This window comes from Nocardioides caricicola (assembly GCF_039541135.1).
GTDB classification, from domain to species: Bacteria; Actinomycetota; Actinomycetes; order Propionibacteriales; family Nocardioidaceae; genus Nocardioides; species Nocardioides caricicola.
Genome location: NZ_BAABFQ010000006.1, coordinates 466,655 through 485,652 on the forward strand (window position 1 = coordinate 466,655; position 18,998 = coordinate 485,652).

Annotated in this window: 19 protein-coding genes; 13 read left to right on the plus strand and 6 right to left on the minus strand. The window is 72.2% G+C overall.

Going from position 1 to position 18,998, the window contains the following annotated elements:
• The first annotated feature begins 6 nt into the window (after positions 1-6).
• Complete coding sequence (locus tag ABD875_RS13585) at positions 7-1,008, plus strand: hypothetical protein (protein WP_345177716.1); 1,002 nt, start codon at positions 7-9, stop codon at positions 1,006-1,008.
• A 12-nt stretch (positions 1,009-1,020) separates the two neighbouring features.
• On the opposite strand, the gene ABD875_RS13590 is transcribed toward ABD875_RS13585, so the two are convergent.
• A complete protein-coding gene (locus ABD875_RS13590; protein ID WP_345177719.1) occupies positions 1,021-2,190 on the minus strand; it encodes a pyridoxal phosphate-dependent aminotransferase in 1,170 nt (389 codons plus the stop codon).
• Positions 2,191-2,253: 63 nt separating this feature from the next.
• Here ABD875_RS13590 and pyrE point away from each other — a divergent pair, with 63 nt between their 5' ends.
• Positions 2,254-2,778, plus strand: a complete 525-nt coding sequence (gene pyrE / locus ABD875_RS13595) for an orotate phosphoribosyltransferase (protein ID WP_345177721.1) — start codon at positions 2,254-2,256, stop codon at positions 2,776-2,778.
• 5 nt (positions 2,779-2,783) lie between these two features.
• Positions 2,784-3,449, plus strand: a complete 666-nt coding sequence (locus ABD875_RS13600) for a DedA family protein (RefSeq protein WP_345177723.1) — start codon at positions 2,784-2,786, stop codon at positions 3,447-3,449.
• An 18-nt stretch (positions 3,450-3,467) separates the two neighbouring features.
• On the opposite strand, the gene ABD875_RS13605 is transcribed toward ABD875_RS13600, so the two are convergent.
• A complete protein-coding gene (locus ABD875_RS13605) occupies positions 3,468-4,250 on the minus strand; it encodes a DedA family protein (protein ID WP_345177725.1) in 783 nt (260 codons plus the stop codon).
• 76 nt (positions 4,251-4,326) lie between these two features.
• On the opposite strand from ABD875_RS13605, the gene ABD875_RS13610 reads away from it, so the two are divergent.
• Entirely contained in the window at positions 4,327-4,992 is a 666-nt protein-coding gene (locus tag ABD875_RS13610; protein ID WP_345177727.1) for a TrmH family RNA methyltransferase, read from the plus strand.
• Here ABD875_RS13610 and ABD875_RS13615 read toward each other — a convergent pair.
• Both ABD875_RS13615 and ABD875_RS13620 read right to left on the minus strand, forming a co-directional pair.
• A complete protein-coding gene (locus ABD875_RS13615) occupies positions 4,989-5,483 on the minus strand; it encodes a SigE family RNA polymerase sigma factor (RefSeq protein ID WP_345177730.1) in 495 nt (164 codons plus the stop codon). The genes ABD875_RS13610 and ABD875_RS13615 overlap by 4 nt on opposite strands.
• Complete coding sequence (locus ABD875_RS13620; protein ID WP_345177733.1) at positions 5,480-6,430, minus strand: hypothetical protein; 951 nt, start codon at positions 6,428-6,430, stop codon at positions 5,480-5,482. The genes ABD875_RS13615 and ABD875_RS13620 overlap by 4 nt, the downstream gene beginning before the upstream one ends.
• A 194-nt stretch (positions 6,431-6,624) precedes the next feature.
• Between ABD875_RS13620 and fbaA the strand changes: the two genes are divergently transcribed.
• Positions 6,625-7,671 (plus strand): class II fructose-bisphosphate aldolase, encoded by a 1,047-nt coding sequence (fbaA, locus tag ABD875_RS13625; RefSeq protein ID WP_345178004.1) that lies wholly within the window; start codon positions 6,625-6,627, stop codon positions 7,669-7,671.
• A 95-nt stretch (positions 7,672-7,766) separates the two neighbouring features.
• Positions 7,767-8,195, plus strand: coding sequence for a DUF3151 domain-containing protein (locus tag ABD875_RS13630; RefSeq protein WP_345177735.1), 429 nt, complete (start codon positions 7,767-7,769; stop codon positions 8,193-8,195).
• On the opposite strand, the gene lysS is transcribed toward ABD875_RS13630, so the two are convergent.
• On the minus strand, positions 8,182-9,879 hold the full coding sequence (lysS, locus tag ABD875_RS13635) for a lysine--tRNA ligase (RefSeq protein WP_345177739.1): 1,698 nt from the start codon (positions 9,877-9,879) through the stop codon (positions 8,182-8,184). The two genes, ABD875_RS13630 and lysS, sit on opposite strands and share 14 nt — an antisense overlap.
• 278 nt (positions 9,880-10,157) lie before the next feature.
• Here lysS and ABD875_RS13640 point away from each other — a divergent pair, with 278 nt between their 5' ends.
• The gene (locus ABD875_RS13640) at positions 10,158-11,156 is read left to right on the plus strand and encodes a helix-turn-helix transcriptional regulator (RefSeq protein ID WP_345177743.1); all 999 of its coding nucleotides are present in this window, start codon (positions 10,158-10,160) and stop codon (positions 11,154-11,156) included.
• Here ABD875_RS13640 and ABD875_RS13645 read toward each other — a convergent pair.
• Positions 11,153-12,031 (minus strand): diacylglycerol/lipid kinase family protein, encoded by an 879-nt coding sequence (locus ABD875_RS13645; RefSeq protein ID WP_345177748.1) that lies wholly within the window; start codon positions 12,029-12,031, stop codon positions 11,153-11,155. The two genes, ABD875_RS13640 and ABD875_RS13645, sit on opposite strands and share 4 nt — an antisense overlap.
• A 113-nt stretch (positions 12,032-12,144) precedes the next feature.
• On the opposite strand from ABD875_RS13645, the gene ABD875_RS13650 reads away from it, so the two are divergent.
• The 6 genes from ABD875_RS13650 (at position 12,145) to ABD875_RS13675 (ending at position 18,894) form a co-directional block, all read left to right on the plus strand.
• On the plus strand, positions 12,145-13,428 hold the full coding sequence (locus tag ABD875_RS13650) for an adenylosuccinate synthase (protein WP_345177750.1): 1,284 nt from the start codon (positions 12,145-12,147) through the stop codon (positions 13,426-13,428).
• An 18-nt stretch (positions 13,429-13,446) separates the two neighbouring features.
• The gene (locus ABD875_RS13655; protein WP_345177753.1) at positions 13,447-14,322 is read left to right on the plus strand and encodes a catalase; all 876 of its coding nucleotides are present in this window, start codon (positions 13,447-13,449) and stop codon (positions 14,320-14,322) included.
• 11 nt (positions 14,323-14,333) lie between these two features.
• Positions 14,334-15,593: a phosphoribosylamine--glycine ligase gene (purD, locus tag ABD875_RS13660; protein WP_345177757.1), complete on the plus strand. Its 1,260-nt coding sequence runs from the start codon at positions 14,334-14,336 to the stop codon at positions 15,591-15,593.
• A 142-nt stretch (positions 15,594-15,735) separates the two neighbouring features.
• Positions 15,736-17,178: an adenylosuccinate lyase gene (gene purB, locus ABD875_RS13665; protein ID WP_345177759.1), complete on the plus strand. Its 1,443-nt coding sequence runs from the start codon at positions 15,736-15,738 to the stop codon at positions 17,176-17,178.
• Positions 17,179-17,224: 46 nt separating this feature from the next.
• A complete protein-coding gene (locus tag ABD875_RS13670) occupies positions 17,225-17,782 on the plus strand; it encodes an RNA polymerase sigma factor (RefSeq protein WP_345177762.1) in 558 nt (185 codons plus the stop codon).
• Positions 17,779-18,894, plus strand: a complete 1,116-nt coding sequence (locus ABD875_RS13675) for a hypothetical protein (RefSeq protein ID WP_345177764.1) — start codon at positions 17,779-17,781, stop codon at positions 18,892-18,894. The genes ABD875_RS13670 and ABD875_RS13675 overlap by 4 nt, the downstream gene beginning before the upstream one ends.
• Positions 18,895-18,998 lie beyond the last annotated feature (104 nt).

The following is an 18,998-nucleotide window of genomic DNA, read 5'->3' on the forward strand; positions in this document are numbered from 1 at the left end:
GCCGGCGTGAGCGAGCCCAGCCCGGCGCGTCCGCGGCAGGTGACCCTGGCCGCGTGGCTGATCATGGTCGGATCCGTCATCGTCGTGGCGATGGTCTTCGACCAGGTCGCGGGCCTGCACACCCTCGAGACCCGGGAGTCGGTCGAGAAGTTCCTGGCCGAGCCCCCGGGCGCGGACCTGGGCATCGGCACCGACACCGTCCTCACGCTGCTGCGCACGGTCGCGATGGTCGCCGCCGGGTGCGCGACGGCGGCCGCGATCCTCGGCTACCACGTGCTGCGGCGCAGCCGGAGCGCCCGGATGGCCCTGTCGGTGCTCGCCGTCCCGCTGTTCCTCACCGGCATGGTCACCGGCGGCTTCGTGTCGTCGGTGGTCGCGGCGTCCGCGGCGATGCTGTGGCTGCAGCCCGCCCGCGACTGGTTCGACGGCATCACCCGACCGTCGGTGCCGGTGCCCGCGCCGGCCCCTCCCGCGCAGCCCGCGCAGCCCGTGCCGCCCGTGCAGCCGGGGCAGCCCCTGCAGCCGGGGCAGCAGCCGCCGGCGTGGCCCGCGCCGTACGCCGCCGCCCCCGCCACCCGTCCCACCGCCGTCGTGTGGGCCTGCGTGTTGACCTGGGTCTTCTCGTCGATCGCGATCCTCGGCCTCGTCGCCGCGGCGGTGGCACTCGCGCTCGAACCGCAGCCGCTGCTCGACCGCGCCCGGGAGCAGAACCCCGAGCTCACCACGCAGGGCGTCACCGACGACCTGCTGCTCGGGGTGACGTTCGCGATGGTGGGCGCGCTGGTGCTCTGGTGCCTCTCCGCGATCGTGCTCGCGGTCTTCACGTTCCGCCGCGCCGAGTGGGCGCGGATCATGCTGGTCATCTGCGCCGCGACCGCCGCGGCCCTCAGCCTGGCCGGCGTGGTCCTCGGCGCGTTCCTGCTGGTGGCCTCGCTGATCGGTGCGTCCGCCGCGGTGGCGCTGCTGATCCGGCCGGAGGTCCGGCCGTGGTTCGCCCGCCAGCGCTGAGAGGGCGCTGGCTCAGGGGGTGCGGGACACCGCGCTCAGGTCGGCCGCGGCGAGGCGGCGGATGCCCTCCTCGATGACGTCCATGTCCTTGCAGAACGCCCAGCGCACCAGGTGCATCCCGGCGTCGGAGTCGTAGAAGCCCTGGGTGGGGATCGCGACCACCCCGGCCCGGTCGGGCAGCGCCAGGCAGAACTCGGTGCTGTTCGCCCAGCCGAGCGACGAGATGTCGGTGGTCGCGAAGTAGGTGCCCTCCGGGACGCGTACGTCGAGGCCGACCAGCGCCAGCCCGGTGCAGAGCCGGTCCCGCTTGGCCCGCAGCTCGGCGGCCAGCGCGGTGGGGAAGTCCGGTGCCTCGTCGAGCGCATGCGCGACTGCGGGCTGCAGCGGCGAGCCGGACGTGAACGTCAGCCACTGCTTGGCGGCCAGCACGGCGCCGACCAGCTCCGCCGGGCCGGTGGCCCAGCCGACCTTCCAGCCCGTGAAGGAGTACGACTTCCCGGCGCTGGACAGGGTGAGGGTGCGCTCGAACATCCCCGGCAGCGTGGAGATCGGCACGTGCTCGCTCTCGTCGTACACGAGGTGCTCGTAGACCTCGTCGGTGATCACGACCAGGTCGTGCTCGAGGGCGAGGTCGGCGACGGCCTGCAGCTCCTCGCGGGTGAGCACGGTGCCGGTCGGGTTGTGCGGGGTGTTGAGCAGCACGAACCGGGTCCGCGGCGTGACCGCCGCGCGCAGCTCGTCCGGGTCGAGCCGGAAGTCCGGTCCGCGCAGCGTCACCGGGCGGCGCACCCCACCGGCCATCTGGATCATCGCGACGTAGGAGTCGTAGTACGGCTCGAGCACGATGACCTCGTCGCCGGGGTTCACCAGGCCGAGCAGGGCGGCTGCGATGCCTTCGGTGCAGCCGGTCGTCACGACCACCTGCGAGTCCGGGTCGAGCTCGATGCCGTAGTGCCGCAGCTGGTGCGCCGCGACCGCCTGGCGCAGCGCCGGGATGCCCGGGCCGGGGGCGTACTGGTTGGCGCCGCTCTCGAGCGCGTGCACCGCCCTCGCGATCACCTCCGGCGGCCCGTCGACGTCCGGGAACCCCTGCCCGAGGTTCACCGACTGGGTGCGGGTCGCGAGCGCGGACATGGTGGTGAAGATCGTCGGCGGGATCCCGTCGAGCCGATGCGCCAGCATGAGGAGACCCTAGTCGCGACCGCGAGTCGGAGCATCGACGCCGGCCTCGGTAGCCTCGGGTCCGTGGACCAGACGCTCGCTGCCGACATCGACGCCAAGTGCCGACTGACGGGGGAGTTCACGCTCCGCTCGGGCCAGCAGGCGACGGAGTACTTCGACAAGTACCTCTTCGAGGCCGACCCCCGGCTGCTGGTCCGCGTCGCGCAGGAGATGGTCGACCTGCTGCCCGACGACACCGACCTGCTGGGCGGCCTGGAGCTCGGGGGCGTGCCGATCGCGACGATGGTCAGCAGCCTGACCGGGCGCCCCGCGCTGTACGTGCGCAAGCAGGCCAAGGAGTACGGCACCTGCAAGCTGGCCGAGGGCCCTGAGGTCTCGGGCCGCCGGGTCACGCTGATCGAGGACGTCATCACCACCGGTGGCGCCGTACGGGACGCGACGCGCGCGCTGCGCGACGCCGGCGCGATCGTCGAGGTCGTCGTGTGCGCCATCGACCGGAGCCCGGAGGGCGAGAACCCGCTGGCCGACGTCGGCCTCGAGGTGCGCCCGGTGCTGACGAAGGCCCAGCTCGACGCGGCGCGCGGCTGAACCCGGTGCTCGTCCTCGCCGCGACCTCGGAGAACCCCGACGACCTCACCGGCATCGCCGGGTGGGCCGTCGACGTGATGGAGCGCCTCGGCGGCCCCGGCGCCGGGCTGCTGATCGCGTTGGAGAACCTCTTCCCGCCGCTGCCGAGCGAGATCATCCTCCCGCTCGCCGGCTTCACCGCCAGCCGCGGCGACCTCTCGCTCGCGTCCGCGCTGGTCTGGACGACGGTCGGCTCCATCGTCGGCGCCCTGGTGCTCTACGGGCTCGGCCGGGCGCTCGGCCGGGACCGGACGTTCGCGATCTGGAACCGGCTGCCGCTGGTGGAGGAGGCCGACTTCCTCCGCACGGAGGAGTGGTTCGCCCGGCACGGCCGCAAGGCGGTGTTCTTCGGCCGGATGATCCCGATCTTCCGGAGCCTGATCTCGGTGCCGGCGGGGGTCGCCTCGATGCCGGTCGGGCAGTTCCTCCTCCTGACCGCGCTCGGCAGCGCGATCTGGAACACCACGTTCGTCCTGGCCGGCTACCTGCTCGGCGAGCAGTGGCACCAGGTCGAGGGCGTGATCGGCTGGTTCAAGTGGGCCGTGGTCGCCGCCGTCGCGCTGTTCGTGGCGCGCTGGGTGATGCGCCGGATCCGGCGGCGTCGCAGCGACCCGGGACCGACCGTCTCCTGAGCGGGGCCCTGGACGGCCTCAGCCCAGGTTGCGGGGAGGTACGTCGAACCCGGCGATGTCGCGGTCGGGACGGCCGTCGTGGTCGTGGTCGTCGGCAGCCGGCGAGTTCGTGCGCCGCCGCCGGATGCCCTCGGCCAGGAACAGCAGGCCGCCGAACGCGAAGATCGAGATGATCACGTAGTCGATGTTGTCGCCGAGCCAGGGGACGCGCTTGCCGAGGAAGTAGCCGAGCATCGAGATCGAGAGGATCCACGCTAGGGCGCCGACGAAGCTCCAGAGGTAGAACCGGCGTCGGTCCATCCCGGTCACGCCGGCGACGACGGTGATGTAGGTCCGGACGAACGCCACGAAGCGGCCCAGCACCAGCGCCTTGTTGCCGTGCTTGTCGAAGAAGACCTGGGTCTCGTCGATGTAGCGCTGCTTGAACAGCCGGCCGTCACGGGCGTACAGGGCAGGACCTATCTTGCGTCCTATCTCGTACCCCACGACGTTGCCCGCGAAGGCGGCGGCGACCATCAGCGCCATCCCCAGCACGAGCTCGAGCAGCGGGCCGCCCGGGAAGACGTCGAGCCGCTCGGTGGCGACGAAGATGCCGTACGCGAAGAGCAGCGCGTCGCCGGGGAGGAACGGGAAGAACAGCCCGCACTCGACGAACAGGATCAGCAGGCTGACCCAGAGGAACTCGGTGCCGAACCGCTCGAGCAACCACTCCGGGTCGAGCCAGTCGATGCCGAGGAACCACGGGAGCACATGGCCCTGGACGCCGGCGGCCAGTGAGCTGATGTCGAGCCGTGCGTCCACGCGCTCACGCTACCTGCCAGGGCCGAACCGCGACTCGGGAACATCCCCGATGAGACCCCGAGACTACGGTTGCGCAGTGGAGGAACGCGCGCCGTACGACCCGGTCCCGCACGGCCCGCCTGAGGTCGGCGTCGGCCCGTGGGAGGGCCCGCTCCCGGAGGGGGAGCAGTACGACCCGCAGCTGCTCGCCGAGGGCGACCGGCGCAACGTGGTCGACCGCTACCGGTACTGGACCGTCGAGGCGATCGTCGCCGACCTCGACACCCGGCGCCACGAGTTCCACGTCGCGATCGAGAACTGGCAGCACGACTTCAACATCGGGACGATCGTGCGGACGGCGAACGCGTTCCTCGCCGCCGAGGTGCACATCGTCGGCAACCGGCGCTGGAACCGGCGCGGCGCGATGGTCACCGACCGGTACCAGCACGTGCGGCACCACCCGACGGTGGCTGACCTGGCGGCCTACCTGCACGAGCGGGACGTCGTCCTCCTCGGGATCGACAACCTGCCGGGCTCGCTGCACCTGGAGACCGCCACCGTCCCGCGGCAGGTGTGCTTCCTGTTCGGCCAGGAGGGTCCGGGGCTCTCCGAGGCGGCGCGCGAGGCGTGCGACGGGACGTTCTCCATCGCGCAGTTCGGCTCGACCCGGTCGATCAACGCGTCGTCGGCCGCGGCGATCGCGATGCACTCCTGGGTGCGGGAGCACGCCGACCTCTCGGGCGAGGACGCCTGGCGCGGTTAGCCGCGGTCGGCCGCCAGCGCCTCGTGCAGCTTCTCCAGCCCGCGCGAGCTGTGGCTCTTCACGGTGCCCTGACTGATCCGGAGCTCCTGCGCGGTCTCTGCGACCGAGAGCCCGAGCCAGTGCCGCAGCACCACGACCTTGCGCTGCATCGTCGGCAGCGCCTGCAGCGCCTCGAACAGCGCGGTGCGCTCCTCGACCGGCAGCGGCTCGCGGGCCGGCTCGTCACGCGCGGGCAGGCCGGGCTGCTCCCGGCGCCAGGGTCGCCGGTGCTCGTCGATGTTGGCGCGCACGATGATCGTGCGGACGTAGGCCTCCTCGTGGCCGTCGCGGTGGACCCGGGGCCAGGCGACGTACAGCTTGACCAGGGCGGTCTGCACGAGGTCGTCGGCGCGGTGCCAGTCGCCGCAGATCGCGTACGCGACCCGCCGCAGGTGCGAGCGGCGGGCGCCGACGAACTCGGAGAACGCCCGGTCGCGCTCGGCCGACCTCACAGCAGGTCACCTGCACCCTCGGCGTACCGGTCGCGCGCGATCGCCAGGAAGACGTCGAGGCTGGCCCCGCCGTCCTGCGCCGGCACGGCGATGTACTGCGCCGCCGAGCCCGGCGTCTTCCGGGCCAGGACGTACCAGCGCTCGCCGTCGTAGCGCACCTCCGCGACGGCGCTCCTGTCCGCGTCGGTGGCGAAGCTGTCGGGCAGGTTCGGGTGGGCGCGCTGCTCGAGGATGGTCACCGACGGGGAGGCCTCCAGGACCTCCGTGGTGCCGACGAAGCTGACCAGGTCGAGGTCGACGCGGCCTGGCCACTCACCGCCCGCCGTCGGGGTGTCACCGGGCTCGTGACCGTCCCCCTGGAGGGTGGCCTGCTCGTCCACCCAGGCCTGGAACGTCGTGTCGTCCGAGGCCGGCGCGCCGGTCGCTGCTCCTCCGCCCTCGTCGGTGTACGCCGCGAACCAGGTGAGCTCCCCGTCGAGGAGGTACTCGACCGCGACCGAGGTGGAGGGGCTCGTGCGGTCGAACGGGTTCGCCAGAGTTCGCACGACCTTCACCGAGGGGTGCACGTGCACGTGGCCGTCGTTCGCGAGCGTGACCGGCCAGTCCTTGCTGAGGTCGTCGTCGCGCACGATGAGCACCACGGACTCGGGGACGGTCACGTCCGGCTCCTCCGGCGTCGGGCCGAGCTCGCCCGGTCCCGTGTCGTCCCAGCTGCTCGCGTTCGTGCTCGGCTGGCCGGCCGGCCCGACCGAGCTGCTTCCCGTCGTGCCCGAGGAGACGAGCGCGACGCCGGTGACGATGCCCGCGACCAGCAGGAGGGACGCGCCCTCGGCGATCCGGCGGCGGCGTACGGCGTGCCGCCCCCGGGTGAGGATCAGGTCGAGGTCGTCGACCGGCGGGCCCTCGTCGAAGGACCGGTCGATCTCGTCGCGGATGTCGGTGTCCATACGAGGGATACGCAGCTCGACGGCGATCGGTTGTCAGGTCCGACGGAGAGGGTCGCTCGGCCGAGCGCCGTCGGCCGGGACGACGGGGCCGACGTACCGTCCGGACAAGACCTCGGTCACTGGTCGAGGTTACCTTCGGCCCCTTCGGCCGACCGGTCGGTAGCCACTAGGGTTGAGAGCGCCTTCCGACGATCCTGAGGAGCCTCACCATGCCGATCGCAACCCCCGAGAAGTACGCCGAGATGCTCGACGCGGCCAAGGCGGGCGAGTACGCCTTCCCGGCCATCAACGTGTCCTCGTCGCAGACGCTGAACGCCGCGCTGCAGGGCTTCGCCGAGGCCGGTGCGGACGGCATCATCCAGGTCTCGACCGGTGGGGCGGAGTACCTCTCCGGACCGTCGGTGAAGAACATGGTCACCGGGTCGGTCGCGTTCGCGGCGTACGCCGCCGAGGTGGCGAAGAACTACCCCGTGAACATCGCGCTGCACACCGACCACTGCCCCAAGGACAAGCTGGACGGCTTCGTGCGCCCGCTGCTCGACATCTCCGCCGAGCGCGTCAAGCGCGGCGAGGCGCCGCTGTTCCAGTCCCACATGTGGGACGGCTCCGCGGTGCCGCTGGAGGAGAACCTGTCGATCGCCGAGGACCTCCTCGAGCGCTGCATCGCGGCGAAGATCATCCTCGAGATCGAGGTCGGCGTTGTGGGCGGCGAGGAGGACGGCGTCGAGAACGCGATCAACGACAAGCTCTACTCGACCCCCGCGGACGCCATCGCGACCGCGAAGGCGCTGGGCTACGGCGACCGCGGCTACTACATGACCGCGCTGACCTTCGGCAACGTGCACGGCGTCTACAAGCCGGGCAACGTCAAGCTCCGCCCGGAGGTCCTCAAGGAGGCGCAGGAGGCGGTCGTGACGGAGTTCGGCCTCGAGCCCGGCTCGAAGCCGTTCCACCTGGTGTTCCACGGCGGCTCCGGCTCGCTGCCCGAGGAGATCGCCGCCGCGGTCAGCTACGGCGTCGTGAAGATGAACGTCGACACCGACACCCAGTACGCCTTCACCCGCCCGGTCGCCGCGCACATGTTCACCCACTACGACGGCGTCCTCAAGGTCGACGGCGAGGTCGGCAACAAGAAGCAGTACGACCCGCGCGCCTGGGGCAAGGCCGCCGAGGCCGGCATGGCCGCCCGTGTCGTCGAGGCCTGCGAGAACCTGAGCTCCGCGGGCAAGTCGATCGGCTGATCGTCGCCAACGTCCTACGAGGTGGTCGCCGCGGCGACCACCTCGTTTGACGTCCGGGTCCGGTCGGCCGGCACCGGACCATGGACAATGCCTCCATGACTTCTCTCACCGGCAACGACCTGATGGCCGGCCCGCCGCCGACCCACCTGCCCGAGGACCCCGCGGCCGCCGAGCTGGTGCCCGGCGCCGACGCGATGGACGTCGTACGCCGGCACCCGGAGTCGCCGCTGGCCTGGGCCACGCTGGCGACCCTGGCCGCCGACCAGGAGGACGACCCGGTGACGATCTACGCCTACGCGCGCGTGGGCTACCACCGCAGCCTGGACCTGCTGCGCCGCAACGGCTGGAAGGGCCACGGCCCGGTGCCGTGGGAGCACGAGCCGAACCGCGGCTTCCTCACCTGCCTGGCGCTGCTCGCGCTGGCCGCCGAGGCCATCGGCGAGACCGCGGAGGCGGAGCGGTGCTTCGGCTTCCTGCGCGACTCCAGCCAGACCGGGTACGACGCGCTGCTCAGCGAGGACTGAGCAGCGAGCGCACCTTGTCGGCGCCGAGCGCGAGGAACAGCGTCGGCAGGCGCGGCCCGCGGTCGGCGTCGACGAGCAGGTTGTAGAGCAGCCGGAAGAAGTCCTTCTGGTCCTGCTTGACCTGGTCGGTCGGCGCGTCGTCGACGCCCAGCCCGCGCGCCAGCTTCGGCACGCCGTAGATCAGCGTGGTCGTCTCCTCGAGCTCGAGGTGGTCAGGCATCCGGTCGAGCAGCTGGGCGATCCACAGCTCCTCGTCCTCGGACAGCGCCGCGAGCCGCGCGGTGTCGGCGGTCTCGCGCACGGTGGTGCGGTCCTCGGCCGGGACGAACTCCGCGGTCCACGCCATCGCCTTGGCGAGCCGCGGCTCGAGGCTCTCCGCCGACTCCCCGACGATCCGGCTGATCTGGGCGACGTCGCCGTTGGTGACGTCGGCGACCGAGGACAGCAGCCGGAACGGCGCGATGACGGCCGGGGTCGGCAGCCTGCCGGCGGCGGCCGTCGACGAGGCCCGCTCGAACGCGAGCACCTGGGCGTCCCGCTTGTCGGGGTTCGCGGCCTTGCGGCCGAGCGCGTCCCACTCGTCGTACAGCCGCACGACCTCGGCGCCGAAGTCGATGTTGAACGCCTGCTTGGGCGCTCGGCGCACGTAGAGCCAGCGCAGGATCGGCGCCTCGAGGATCTTGAGCGCGTCGGTCGCGGTCGGGACGCCGCCGGCCGACGACGACATCTTCTGCACGCCGGCGAAGCCCACGAACGCGTAGGCGACGTACGACGGCGCGCGGAACCCGAAGACCCGCTTCACCAGCTCCTTGCCGACGGTGTACGACGAGCCCGGGGTCGAGTGGTCGAGCCCGCCGGGCTCGAAGTCGACGCCCTCGTAGGCCCAGCGCATCGGCCAGTCGACCTTCCACACGAGCTTGCCCTCGTGCTGGGTCGCGACGTTGGTGACGTAGGAGCCCCCGCACGACGTGCAGGTGTAGGACAGGTCGGTCGTCTCGTCGTCGTACGCCGTGATCTCGACGGTGTCGCGACCGCAGCCGCGGCAGTAGGGCTTGTAGGGGAACCGCGCGAGGGCGCCCGCGCCGGCGGGCTCGTCGTCCTCGTCAGCGACGGAGTCCTCGAGCGCGGCCGCCTCCTGCTCGTTCTCCGGCTCCGGCTCGGCCTTCTTGGTGCGGTGCTTGGCCAGCACCTCCTCGATCACGTCGCGGTGCTTGATCGCGTGGAGGACCTGCTCGGTGTACGCACCGGAGCGGTACTGCTCGGTCTGCGACACCTCCACCATCTCGATGCCCATCTCGGCCAGCGCCGCGCGCAGCGGGGCCTTGAAGTGCTCGGCCCAGGACTCGTGGCACTCCCACGGGTCGGGCACGGCGGTCAGCGGCCGGCCGATGTGCTCGGCCCAGGAGGGGTCGACGCCCGCGGGGACCTTGCGGAACCGGTCGTAGTCGTCCCAGCTGTGCAGGTGGCGTACGGCGACGCCGCGCCGGCGGATCTCCTCGGCGACGAAGTGCGGCGTGATGAACTCGCGCAGGTTCCCCAGGTGGATCGGTCCCGACGGGCTGGCGCCGGAGGCGCAGGTGATGACGTGGTCCTCACCGAACTCGCTGTGGGCGTGGCGGATCGCCTCGTCGGCGGTCCGGGTCACCCAGTCGTGGGGCTCGCCGGACTGCTGGCCTCGTGCCATGTTGCTGCTCCTGCTGCGGTGGGGTGCGTGCAGCAGGCAACGCTACCGGTCGGCCCTTCGGGGGCAGGGCGGAAGGGCCGGAGCCTCCGTGGGGCTCCGGACCTTCGCCGTGCGTCCCGCGGCACGATCGATCCCCCGATGCTGGTCGTGCCGCGTCTGTCGCACCCCGAGAGACGCGCGACGGCGACGCGCGAGAAATCCTCGCACTGACCGCTCCATGCCACCGGGCGAGAAGCGGACGCTGTCACCAAGTTGCCACTCCGCCTATCCTGCGAGGCATGGCTCGCTCGGGACCGGCGTCGGTGCTGACCGCTCTCGGCTTCGCGCCGGGGGTGGACCGGCTCTACCAGCGGGTCCGCACGCACTCGGGCCGCCCGCTCGCCCGCGTCGCCGCCGCGACGCTGCGGACGCCGGGCGAGCTGCTCGAGGACCTCGACCCCCTGGTGCGGGCCGGGATCGTCCGCCTGGAGGGCGAGGAGCTGGTCGTCGAGCCGCCCGCGGAGGCGCTGCGGATCATGGTCGCAGTGCAGGCGGCGCACGCCGAGCGGGCGTTGCACCGGCTGGAGGGGCTGACCGAGGCGGTCGCGCTGCTCGCCGACGAGGCCCACGTCGGGCGCGACGACCACGACGAGACCGTGCCGGTCGACGGCGAGGTCGTCACGGCGTCCGACCCGGCCCGCATCCACGCGATGGTCCGGGACCTGGTCCGGCACAGCCGCGGCGACCTGCTCTGGCTGCGCCCTGACCAGTGGCGCGGCCCGAACGAGCACAAGATGGCCGAGCTCATCGAGGACGCGCTGCGCCACGGCGGCCGGTCCTCGCGCGCGATCTACCCGCAGCACGCGACCCGCGAGGCGCCCGGTGCCCTCGCCGCCCGGGCCGCGGCCGGCGAGCAGGTCCGGCTGCTGCCGGAGGTGCCCAGCCGGATGCTCGTGATCGGGGACACCCACGTGCTGCTGCCCGGCCGCCTCGGGTACGCCGACATCCCGCTGGTCGTGGTCCGCCAGACCGCGGTCGTCGAGGCGGCCGCGCAGTGGTTCGAGCTGCTGTGGGAGCGGGCCGCGGCGCCGGCGTCCGGCCGCGCGGAGGCGCGGCGCGACCTGCGCCGGTTCCTGCTCCAGCAGCTGGCCAGCGGCGCGCACGACGAGCAGATCGCGCGCAACCTCGGCATCAGCCTGCGCACGGTGCGCCGCCGCGTCGCCGACCTGATGGCCGAGCTCGGCGCCGACACGCGGTTCCAGGCCGGCGTCGAGGCGGCGCGGCGAGGCTGGCTCTAGAGGACCATCCGGTACGCACCCGGCTCCACGCGCCAGGTGCGGTGGGTCTCGGGGCCGTAGATCTCACCGTCCGCACTGCAGTGGAACGGCCCGCCCGACACCGACACCTCGCGGCCGCGGAGGTAGGTCACGTCGTCGCGCCTGTGGTGCGTCGCGAAGCCCAGCCGCGCGACGTACAGGAACCGCGCCAGCGGGCCGGTCGACCGCGAGATCATCACGTCCAGCAGCCCGTCGTTCGGGACCGCCTCGGGCGTCAGCTCGGCGCCGCCGCCGACCGACGAGCCGTTGCCCACCGCGACCTGCAGCACGGGGTCGTCGAGGTCGCGCACGACCTTGCCGTCCACCTCGACCCGGACCCGCACGGTGGCCGGCTTGAGCGCGGACTGCGCGGCGCCGATCGGGTAGCCGATCCGGCCGAGCCGCTTCTTCAGGCCGTGGGAGCGCAGGCTGGCCTCCGCGCCCGCGCCGACGTGCACGCCGTTGACGACGATGCCGCCGACCTCGTCGAGGATCAGGTCCATGGGGCGGGGCTCCCCGACCAGCAGGGCCCGGGCGGCTCCCTCCGGGTCGAGCGGGATCCCGAGCGCGCGGGCGAAGTCGTTGCCGGTCCCGAGCGGGAGCAGGCCGATGACCGCGTCGCGGAGCTCGTTGCGCCGGTACAGCGCGGAGAGCACCGCGTGCAGGCTGCCATCACCGCCCGCGACCACGATCCGGCGCGACCCCGCGCGGTGCAGGACGCCGTCCAGCTCGTCGGGGCGCGAGGTCTTGCACAGCTCGACCGACGCCAGCCGGCGCAGCGCGCTCAGAGCGGCCGCCAGAGACTCCTGGTCCGCTGAACCCGCCGAACGGTTGGCGATGACGAGGAGTGGGTCCACGACGCCGACGGTAACGGACGACCCGTGGGGTGGACCGCCGCCTTTGGTAACGTATCGCCGCAAGAGCTCCGGTGCTGTTGTGCCGGGGCTTCTCTCATTCCAGGAGGCAGAGCATGCCCGCCATCGCGATCATCGGCGCCCAGTGGGGCGACGAGGGCAAGGGCAAGGCGACCGACCTGCTCGGCAGCCGCGTCGACTACGTGGTGAAGTTCAACGGCGGCAACAACGCCGGCCACACCGTCGTCATCGGGGACGAGAAGTACGCGCTCCACCTGCTGCCCAGCGGCATCCTGAGCCCCGGTGTCACGCCGGTCATCGGCAACGGCGTGGTCGTCGACCTGGGCGTGCTGTTCGAGGAGCTCGACGCCCTGGTCGCCCGCGGCGTCGACGTGAGCCTGCTCAAGGTCAGCGCGAACGCGCACGTGATCGCGGACTACAACCGCACCATCGACAAGGTCACCGAGCGGTTCCTCGGCTCCCGCCGGATCGGCACCACCGGGCGGGGCATCGGCCCGACGTACGCCGACAAGATGAACCGGATCGGCATCCGGATCCAGGACATCTTCGACGAGAAGATCCTGCGCCAGAAGGTCGAGGGCGCGCTCGACCTCAAGGGCCAGATCCTCACCAAGATCTACAACCGCCGGCCGCAGACGGTCGACGAGACCGTCGAGGAGCTGCTCGCCTACGCCGACCGGCTGCGACCGATGGTCTGCGACACCGGGCTGCTGCTCAACCAGGCGCTGGACCGCGGCGAGACCGTGCTGCTCGAGGCCGGCCAGGCCACGCTGCTCGACGTCGACCACGGTACCTACCCGTTCGTCACGTCGTCCTCGGCCACGTCGGGCGGCGCCTGCACCGGCTCCGGCATCCCGCCGACCCGGCTCGACCAGGTCATCGCGATCGTCAAGGCCTACACGACCCGTGTCGGCGAGGGCCCGTTCCCGACCGAGCTGGAGGACGACAACGGCGAGCACCTGCGCAAGGTCGGCGCGGAGTACGGCACGACCACCGGCCGGCCGCGGCGCTGCGGCTGGTACGACGCGGTCATCGCCCGCTACGCCGCGCGCGTCAACGGCGTGACGGACTTCGTGCTCACCAAGCTCGACGTGCTCACCGGTCTGGAGAAGGTCCCGGTCTGTGTCGCCTACGACGTCGACGGCACCCGGCACGACGAGATGCCGGTCAACCAGAGCGACTTCCACCACGCGGTGCCGATCTACGAGTACCTCGACGGCTGGTGGGAGGACATCTCCGAGGCCCGCACGTTCGCCGACCTGCCGGTCAACGCGCAGCGGTACGTCGAGGCGGTCGAGGCGATGTCCGGGGCGCGGATCTCCGCGGTCGGCGTCGGCCCGTCGCGGGCCGCGACAGTTGTGCGACACGAGCTCATCTGAGGCGCTAGTTTCCGGTTCATGATCGAGCCGAAGGTCGCCGTCGAGCGACTCCGCACGGCCTTCGGGGGCCCGGACCGCCACCGCACCCTGCACGCGAAGGGCCGGTTCTACGCCGGCACCTTCACCGCCACCGCCGAAGCCGCCGAGCTCGGCCGCGCCCTGCACCTGAACGGCGAGCCCGTGCCCGTCGTCGTGCGGTGGTCGAACGCCGGGGGCAACGCCGACGTACCGGACAAGAAGCCGGACATCCGTGGGATGGCGGTGAAGTTCCAGCTGCCCGACGGCTCGTCGACCGACCTGCTCGGCCAGACGTCGCCGCGGTTCCCGACCGACGACCCGGCGGAGTTCGTGGCGATGACCGAGGCATCGCTGAACCAGCTGACGTTCCCCCTCTTCCTGCTGCGGCACCCGCGGATGGCCGGCCCGATCATCGCGGGTCTCACGAGCAAGGCCGCGGTGTCGCACCACAGCTTCGCGGAGCCGGCGTACTACCCGATCCACGCCTACGGCTGGCTCGACGCCGAGGGCCGGCGGACGTGGGTGCGCTACGTCTTCAAGCCGACCGCCACGAAGGCCGACCGGCTGTCGCAGTCCTTCGACGGCCCGGACCGGCTCGGCGCGGAGATGGCCGCGCGGCTGGCACGGGGTCCGGTGACGTTCGAGGTCTGGCTGCAGGTCGCGGGGGAGGGGCACGACCCGCATTCCGCGGTCTCGGACTGGAAGGGCGCCCGCGAGGTGCTGGCCGGCCGCATCGTCGTGATGGCCGAGCTGCCCGACCAGGACCCGCTGGTCTTCGACCCCACCCGTGTCGTCGACGGGATCGAGCTGTCCGACGACCCGATCCTGCGGTATCGCCCCTTGGCCTACGGCGAGTCGATCGGCCGCCGCACCTAGGCTGGGGGTCCGTGAGGACTCTCGTCATCGGTACCGGCGGTCGTGAGCACGCGCTCGCGCTCGCGCTCTCCCTCGACCCCACGGTGACCGAGGTGCACGCCGCGCCCGGCAACCCGGGCATCGCGGCGGTCGCGACCCTGCACGACGTCGACGCGATGTCGGGGCCGGCCGTGGCCGGGTTGGCCGCCTCGATCGGTGCCGACCTCGTGGTCGTCGGCCCGGAGGCGCCACTGGTCGCCGGTGTCGCGGACGCCGTGCGGGAGCAGGGGATCGCGGTCTTCGGGCCGTCCGGTGCCGCCGCGCAGCTTGAGGGCTCGAAGGCGTTCTCCAAGGACGTGATGGCCGCCGCCGGCGTGCCGACCGCGCGGTCGTTCACCTGCGACACCGAGGCCGACGTGGAGGCGGCGTTCGACGAGCTCGGGGCGCCGTACGTCGTGAAGGACGACGCGCTCGCCGCCGGCAAGGGCGTCGTGGTGACCCGCGACCGCGAGGAGGCGCTCGCGCACGCGCGGGCCTGCGGGCGCGTGGTCGTGGAGGAGTTCCTGGACGGGCCGGAGGTCTCGCTGTTCGCGATCTGCGACGGGACCACGGCGTACCCGCTGCAGCCGGCGCAGGACTTCAAGCGGATCCACGACGGCGGTCGTGGCCCGAACACCGGCGGCATGGGCTCGTACACCCCGCTCACGTGGGCGCAGCCCGACCTCGCCGACGTCGTGATGGAGCAGGTCGTCGGCCCGACGCTCGCGGAGATGCGCCGGCGCGGCACACCGTTCGTCGGCTGCCTGTACGTCGGGCTCGCGCTGACCGCGTCCGGCCCACGGGTCATCGAGTTCAACGTGCGCTTCGGCGACCCCGACATCCAGCCGGTGCTCGCGGTCCTCGAGTCGCCGCTGGGCGTGCTGCTCGCCGCGGCCGCCTCCGGCACCCTCGCCGACGTGCCCGCCCCGGCGTTCCGCGACGGCGCCGCGGTCACCGTCGTGCTCGCGTCCGCGGGCTACCCGGAGTCGTCGTCGAAGGGCGACGTGATCACCGGCGTCGAGACCGCCGCGGAGACCGCGGACGTGATCCACGCCGGCACTGCGCTGGTCGAGGGCTCGCTTGTCACCGCCGGGGGCCGGGTCCTCGCCGTGCGCGCCACCGGTGCCGACGTCGCCTCCGCCCGCGCCGCGGCGTACGCCGCCGCCGACCACATCACCTTCGACGGCCTCCAGCGCCGCTCCGACATCGCCGCCGAGCCCCTCGGCGTCGTCGAGGGCGCCTCCCTACGTTGAATCGGGACTTTCAGTCCGTCGAGTCGTGACTTTCTGTCCGTTGAATCGGGAGTTCTCGTCAGCGGAGGCAGAAACTCCCGATTCAACGGACCGGAACTCCCGATTCGACCGACGCAAAGTCCCGACTCAACGTCGTGGGAGAATGAGGGACGTGACCGTGCCGAACGTCGCTGTGCCCAATGTCTTGGCTACCCGCTACGCCTCTGCCGAGCTCGCTCGGATCTGGTCGCCCGAGCACAAGATCGTGCTGGAGCGGCAGCTGTGGATCGCGGTGCTGGAGGCCCAGCGCGACCTCGGCATCGACGTGCCGGACGGCGTGATCGAGGCCTACCGGGACGTCATCGGCAAGGTCGACCTCGAGTCGATCGCGGCGCGCGAGCGGGTGACCCGCCACGACGTGAAGGCGCGGATCGAGGAGTTCTCGGCGCTCGCCGGGCACGAGCACATCCACAAGGGCATGACGTCGCGCGACCTCACCGAGAACGTCGAGCAGCTGCAGGTGAAGCAGAGCCTGGCGCTGGTGCGCGACCGCGCGGTCGCCACCTTGGCCCGGCTGGCGCGGCTCGCCGCCGAGCACGAGGCGACCGTGATGGCCGGTCGGTCGCACAACGTCGCCGCGCAGGCGACGACCCTCGGCAAGCGGTTCGCGACCGTCGCCGACGAGATGCTGATCTCGGTGGCCCGCGTCGAGGACCTCCTGGGCCGCTACCCGCTGCGCGGCATCAAGGGCCCGATGGGCACCGCGCAGGACATGCTCGACCTGCTCGACGGCGACGCGGCGAAGCTGCAGCAGCTCGAGGAGCGGGTCGCCCACCACCTCGGCTTCGAGAACGTGCTGACCAGCGTCGGCCAGGTCTACCCGCGCAGCCTCGACTTCGACGTCGTCTCGTCGCTCGTGCAGCTCGCGGCCGGCCCGTCGAACCTCGCGACCACGATCCGGCTGATGGCCGGCAACGAGCTGGTCACCGAAGGCTTCCAGGAGGGCCAGGTCGGCTCGTCGGCGATGCCGCACAAGATGAACAGCCGCTCCGCCGAGCGGGTCAACGGCCTCGCCGTCGTCCTCCGCGGCCACCTCTCGATGGTCAGCGAGCTCGCCGGCGACCAGTGGAACGAGGGCGACGTCTCCGACTCCGTCGTACGCCGGGTCGCGCTGCCTGACGCGTTCTTCGCGGCGGACGGCCTGTTCGAGACGTTCCTGACGATCCTCGACGAGTTCGGCGCGTTCCCGGCCGTCATCCAGCGCGAGCTGGACCGCTACCTGCCGTTCCTGTCCACCACCAAGGTGCTGATGGCCGCGGTCCGCAACGGCGTCGGCCGCGAGGCCGCGCACGAGGCGATCAAGGAGGCCGCGGTCGGCACCGCGCTCGACATGCGCCAGGGCCAGGCCGAGAACGACGTGTTCGCACGGCTGGCCGCCGATGAGCGGCTCGGGCTCACCGCCGACCAGCTCGCGACGCTGGTCGCCGAGCCGATCACGTTCACCGGCGCCGCGGTCGACCAGGTGCAGACCGTCGTACGACGCGTCGCCGAGGTGACGGCGAAGCACCCCCAGGCGGCGGCGTACTCGCCCGGCGCTATCCTCTGAGAAATTCGTCTGCAACGCTCGCGGCACTTCCGGACATCACGTAGTCATGAGCGAGAGCCGCGAGGAGACGTTCCGCCGTCTCTACGCGGACCACTTCGATGCCGTCCTCGGTTTCGCGCTGCGCCGGACGGACCGTCCCGAGGACGCCGCCGACGTCACCGCGGACACGTTCCTGGTGGCGTGGCGACGCCTCGCTCACGTGCCGGGCGACGCCGACACCAGGCCGTGGCTGTACGGCGTCGCCCGGCGCGTGCTCGCCAACCACCGGCGTGGCGACCATCGGCGCAGCGCGCTCGGCGACCGGCTGCGCAGGGAGCTGGCCGCCGCGATGCCCGACTGCAGCGACGAGGTCGTGCAGCGCGCCGACGTCACCGCGGCGATGCGGCGGCTCAGCGCCCGCGACCAGGAGGTCCTCGAGCTGCACCTGTGGGAGGGCCTCGAGCCGCGTGAGATCGCGGACGTCCTCGGGCTCACCACCGTGGTCGTGCGGCCCCGGCTCTCCCGCGCCCGGGCCCGGCTGCGCGACCTGCTCGGCAACGATCCCGCGCCACCCGGACATCTCCCTTCCAGACACCCCCAGCTCACCCGGAAGGAGCAACCGTGAACCCGAAGCTGACCGACGACGCCGTGTCCGGCCTGCCCCTCTCGCACGGGCGAGCCGAGCTCCTGGAGGAGATCATGAGCACTCCCGTCCTCGACGACCGGCCGACCCGTGACGAGGCGCCGCGCCGCCGCACCCGCTGGCTCGTCCCGGCCGCGGCCGCGGTCGTGGTCGCCGCCCTCGCCCTCGGCACCGCCTGGTGGACCGGCCAGGACGACGCGGCCGACCAGAAGGCCGACACGACGACCGGCGAGAAGACCGGCGAGAAGACCGGCGAGCAGACCGGCGAGCAGACCGGCCAGCAGGAGCGCAGCGCCCTCGCCTCGCAGCCGCTCGCCGGCCACGGCGGCCGGGTCGTCCTCGACGCGCCGGGCTGGGAGGCCACCGCGGTGTGGGCCGACAAGGACTCCGGCGAGATGAGCTACGAGAACGGCGGCCAGAACCTCGAGATCATGTGGGGACCCGCGAAGACCTACGAGATGTACGTCGACGACCGCCGCCACATCGTGAGGCCGGCGGCGGACGGAGTCGCGATCACCGTGCTCGGCGCGGAGGCGCAGATGTGGCCCTACAGCGCCGACGACCACACCGCGATCCGCGAGGTCGAGAACGGCCAGTGGATCGAGGTGCGCGCCGACGGGATGGACGAGGTCGGCTACCTCGCCCTGCTCGACCGGCTCCGCCTCGTCGACCTGGCCGGGTTCGAGGCGTCGCTGCCCGAGAGCTTCGTGACCAGCGCCGAGCGTGACGACACCGTCACCGCGATCCTCGATGAGATCGACGACACCTCCGACGGCCCGCTGCTGCCGGAGGGCGTGGACCGCACCTCGATCACGTCGAACCAGGTCGACGACTACCAGCTCGGCGCCGAGATCTCGGGCCAGGTCGCGTGCGCCTGGCTCGACGAGTACGCCGCCGCCGCGCAGGCCGGCGACCAGGGCCGCTTGGACGCGGCCGCGGCCGCCCTGACCAGCTCGCACGACTGGCCGGTGCTGCACCGGATGGACGAGCGCGGCGGCTACCCGGAGGTGCTCTGGTCGTACGCCCAGCAGGTCGCGGACGCCGGGGTGGTCCCGGAGGGCTACGCGGGCGGCCTGGGCTGCGAGCCCGTCTGAGGCGCTCACCCTGTGAGATAAATCCGCGAGGATATATCATCGCGCGCCGGCGGATCCCTAGGTTGACCGACGAGTGGGGGAGTCACATCACGTCAACCTGAGGG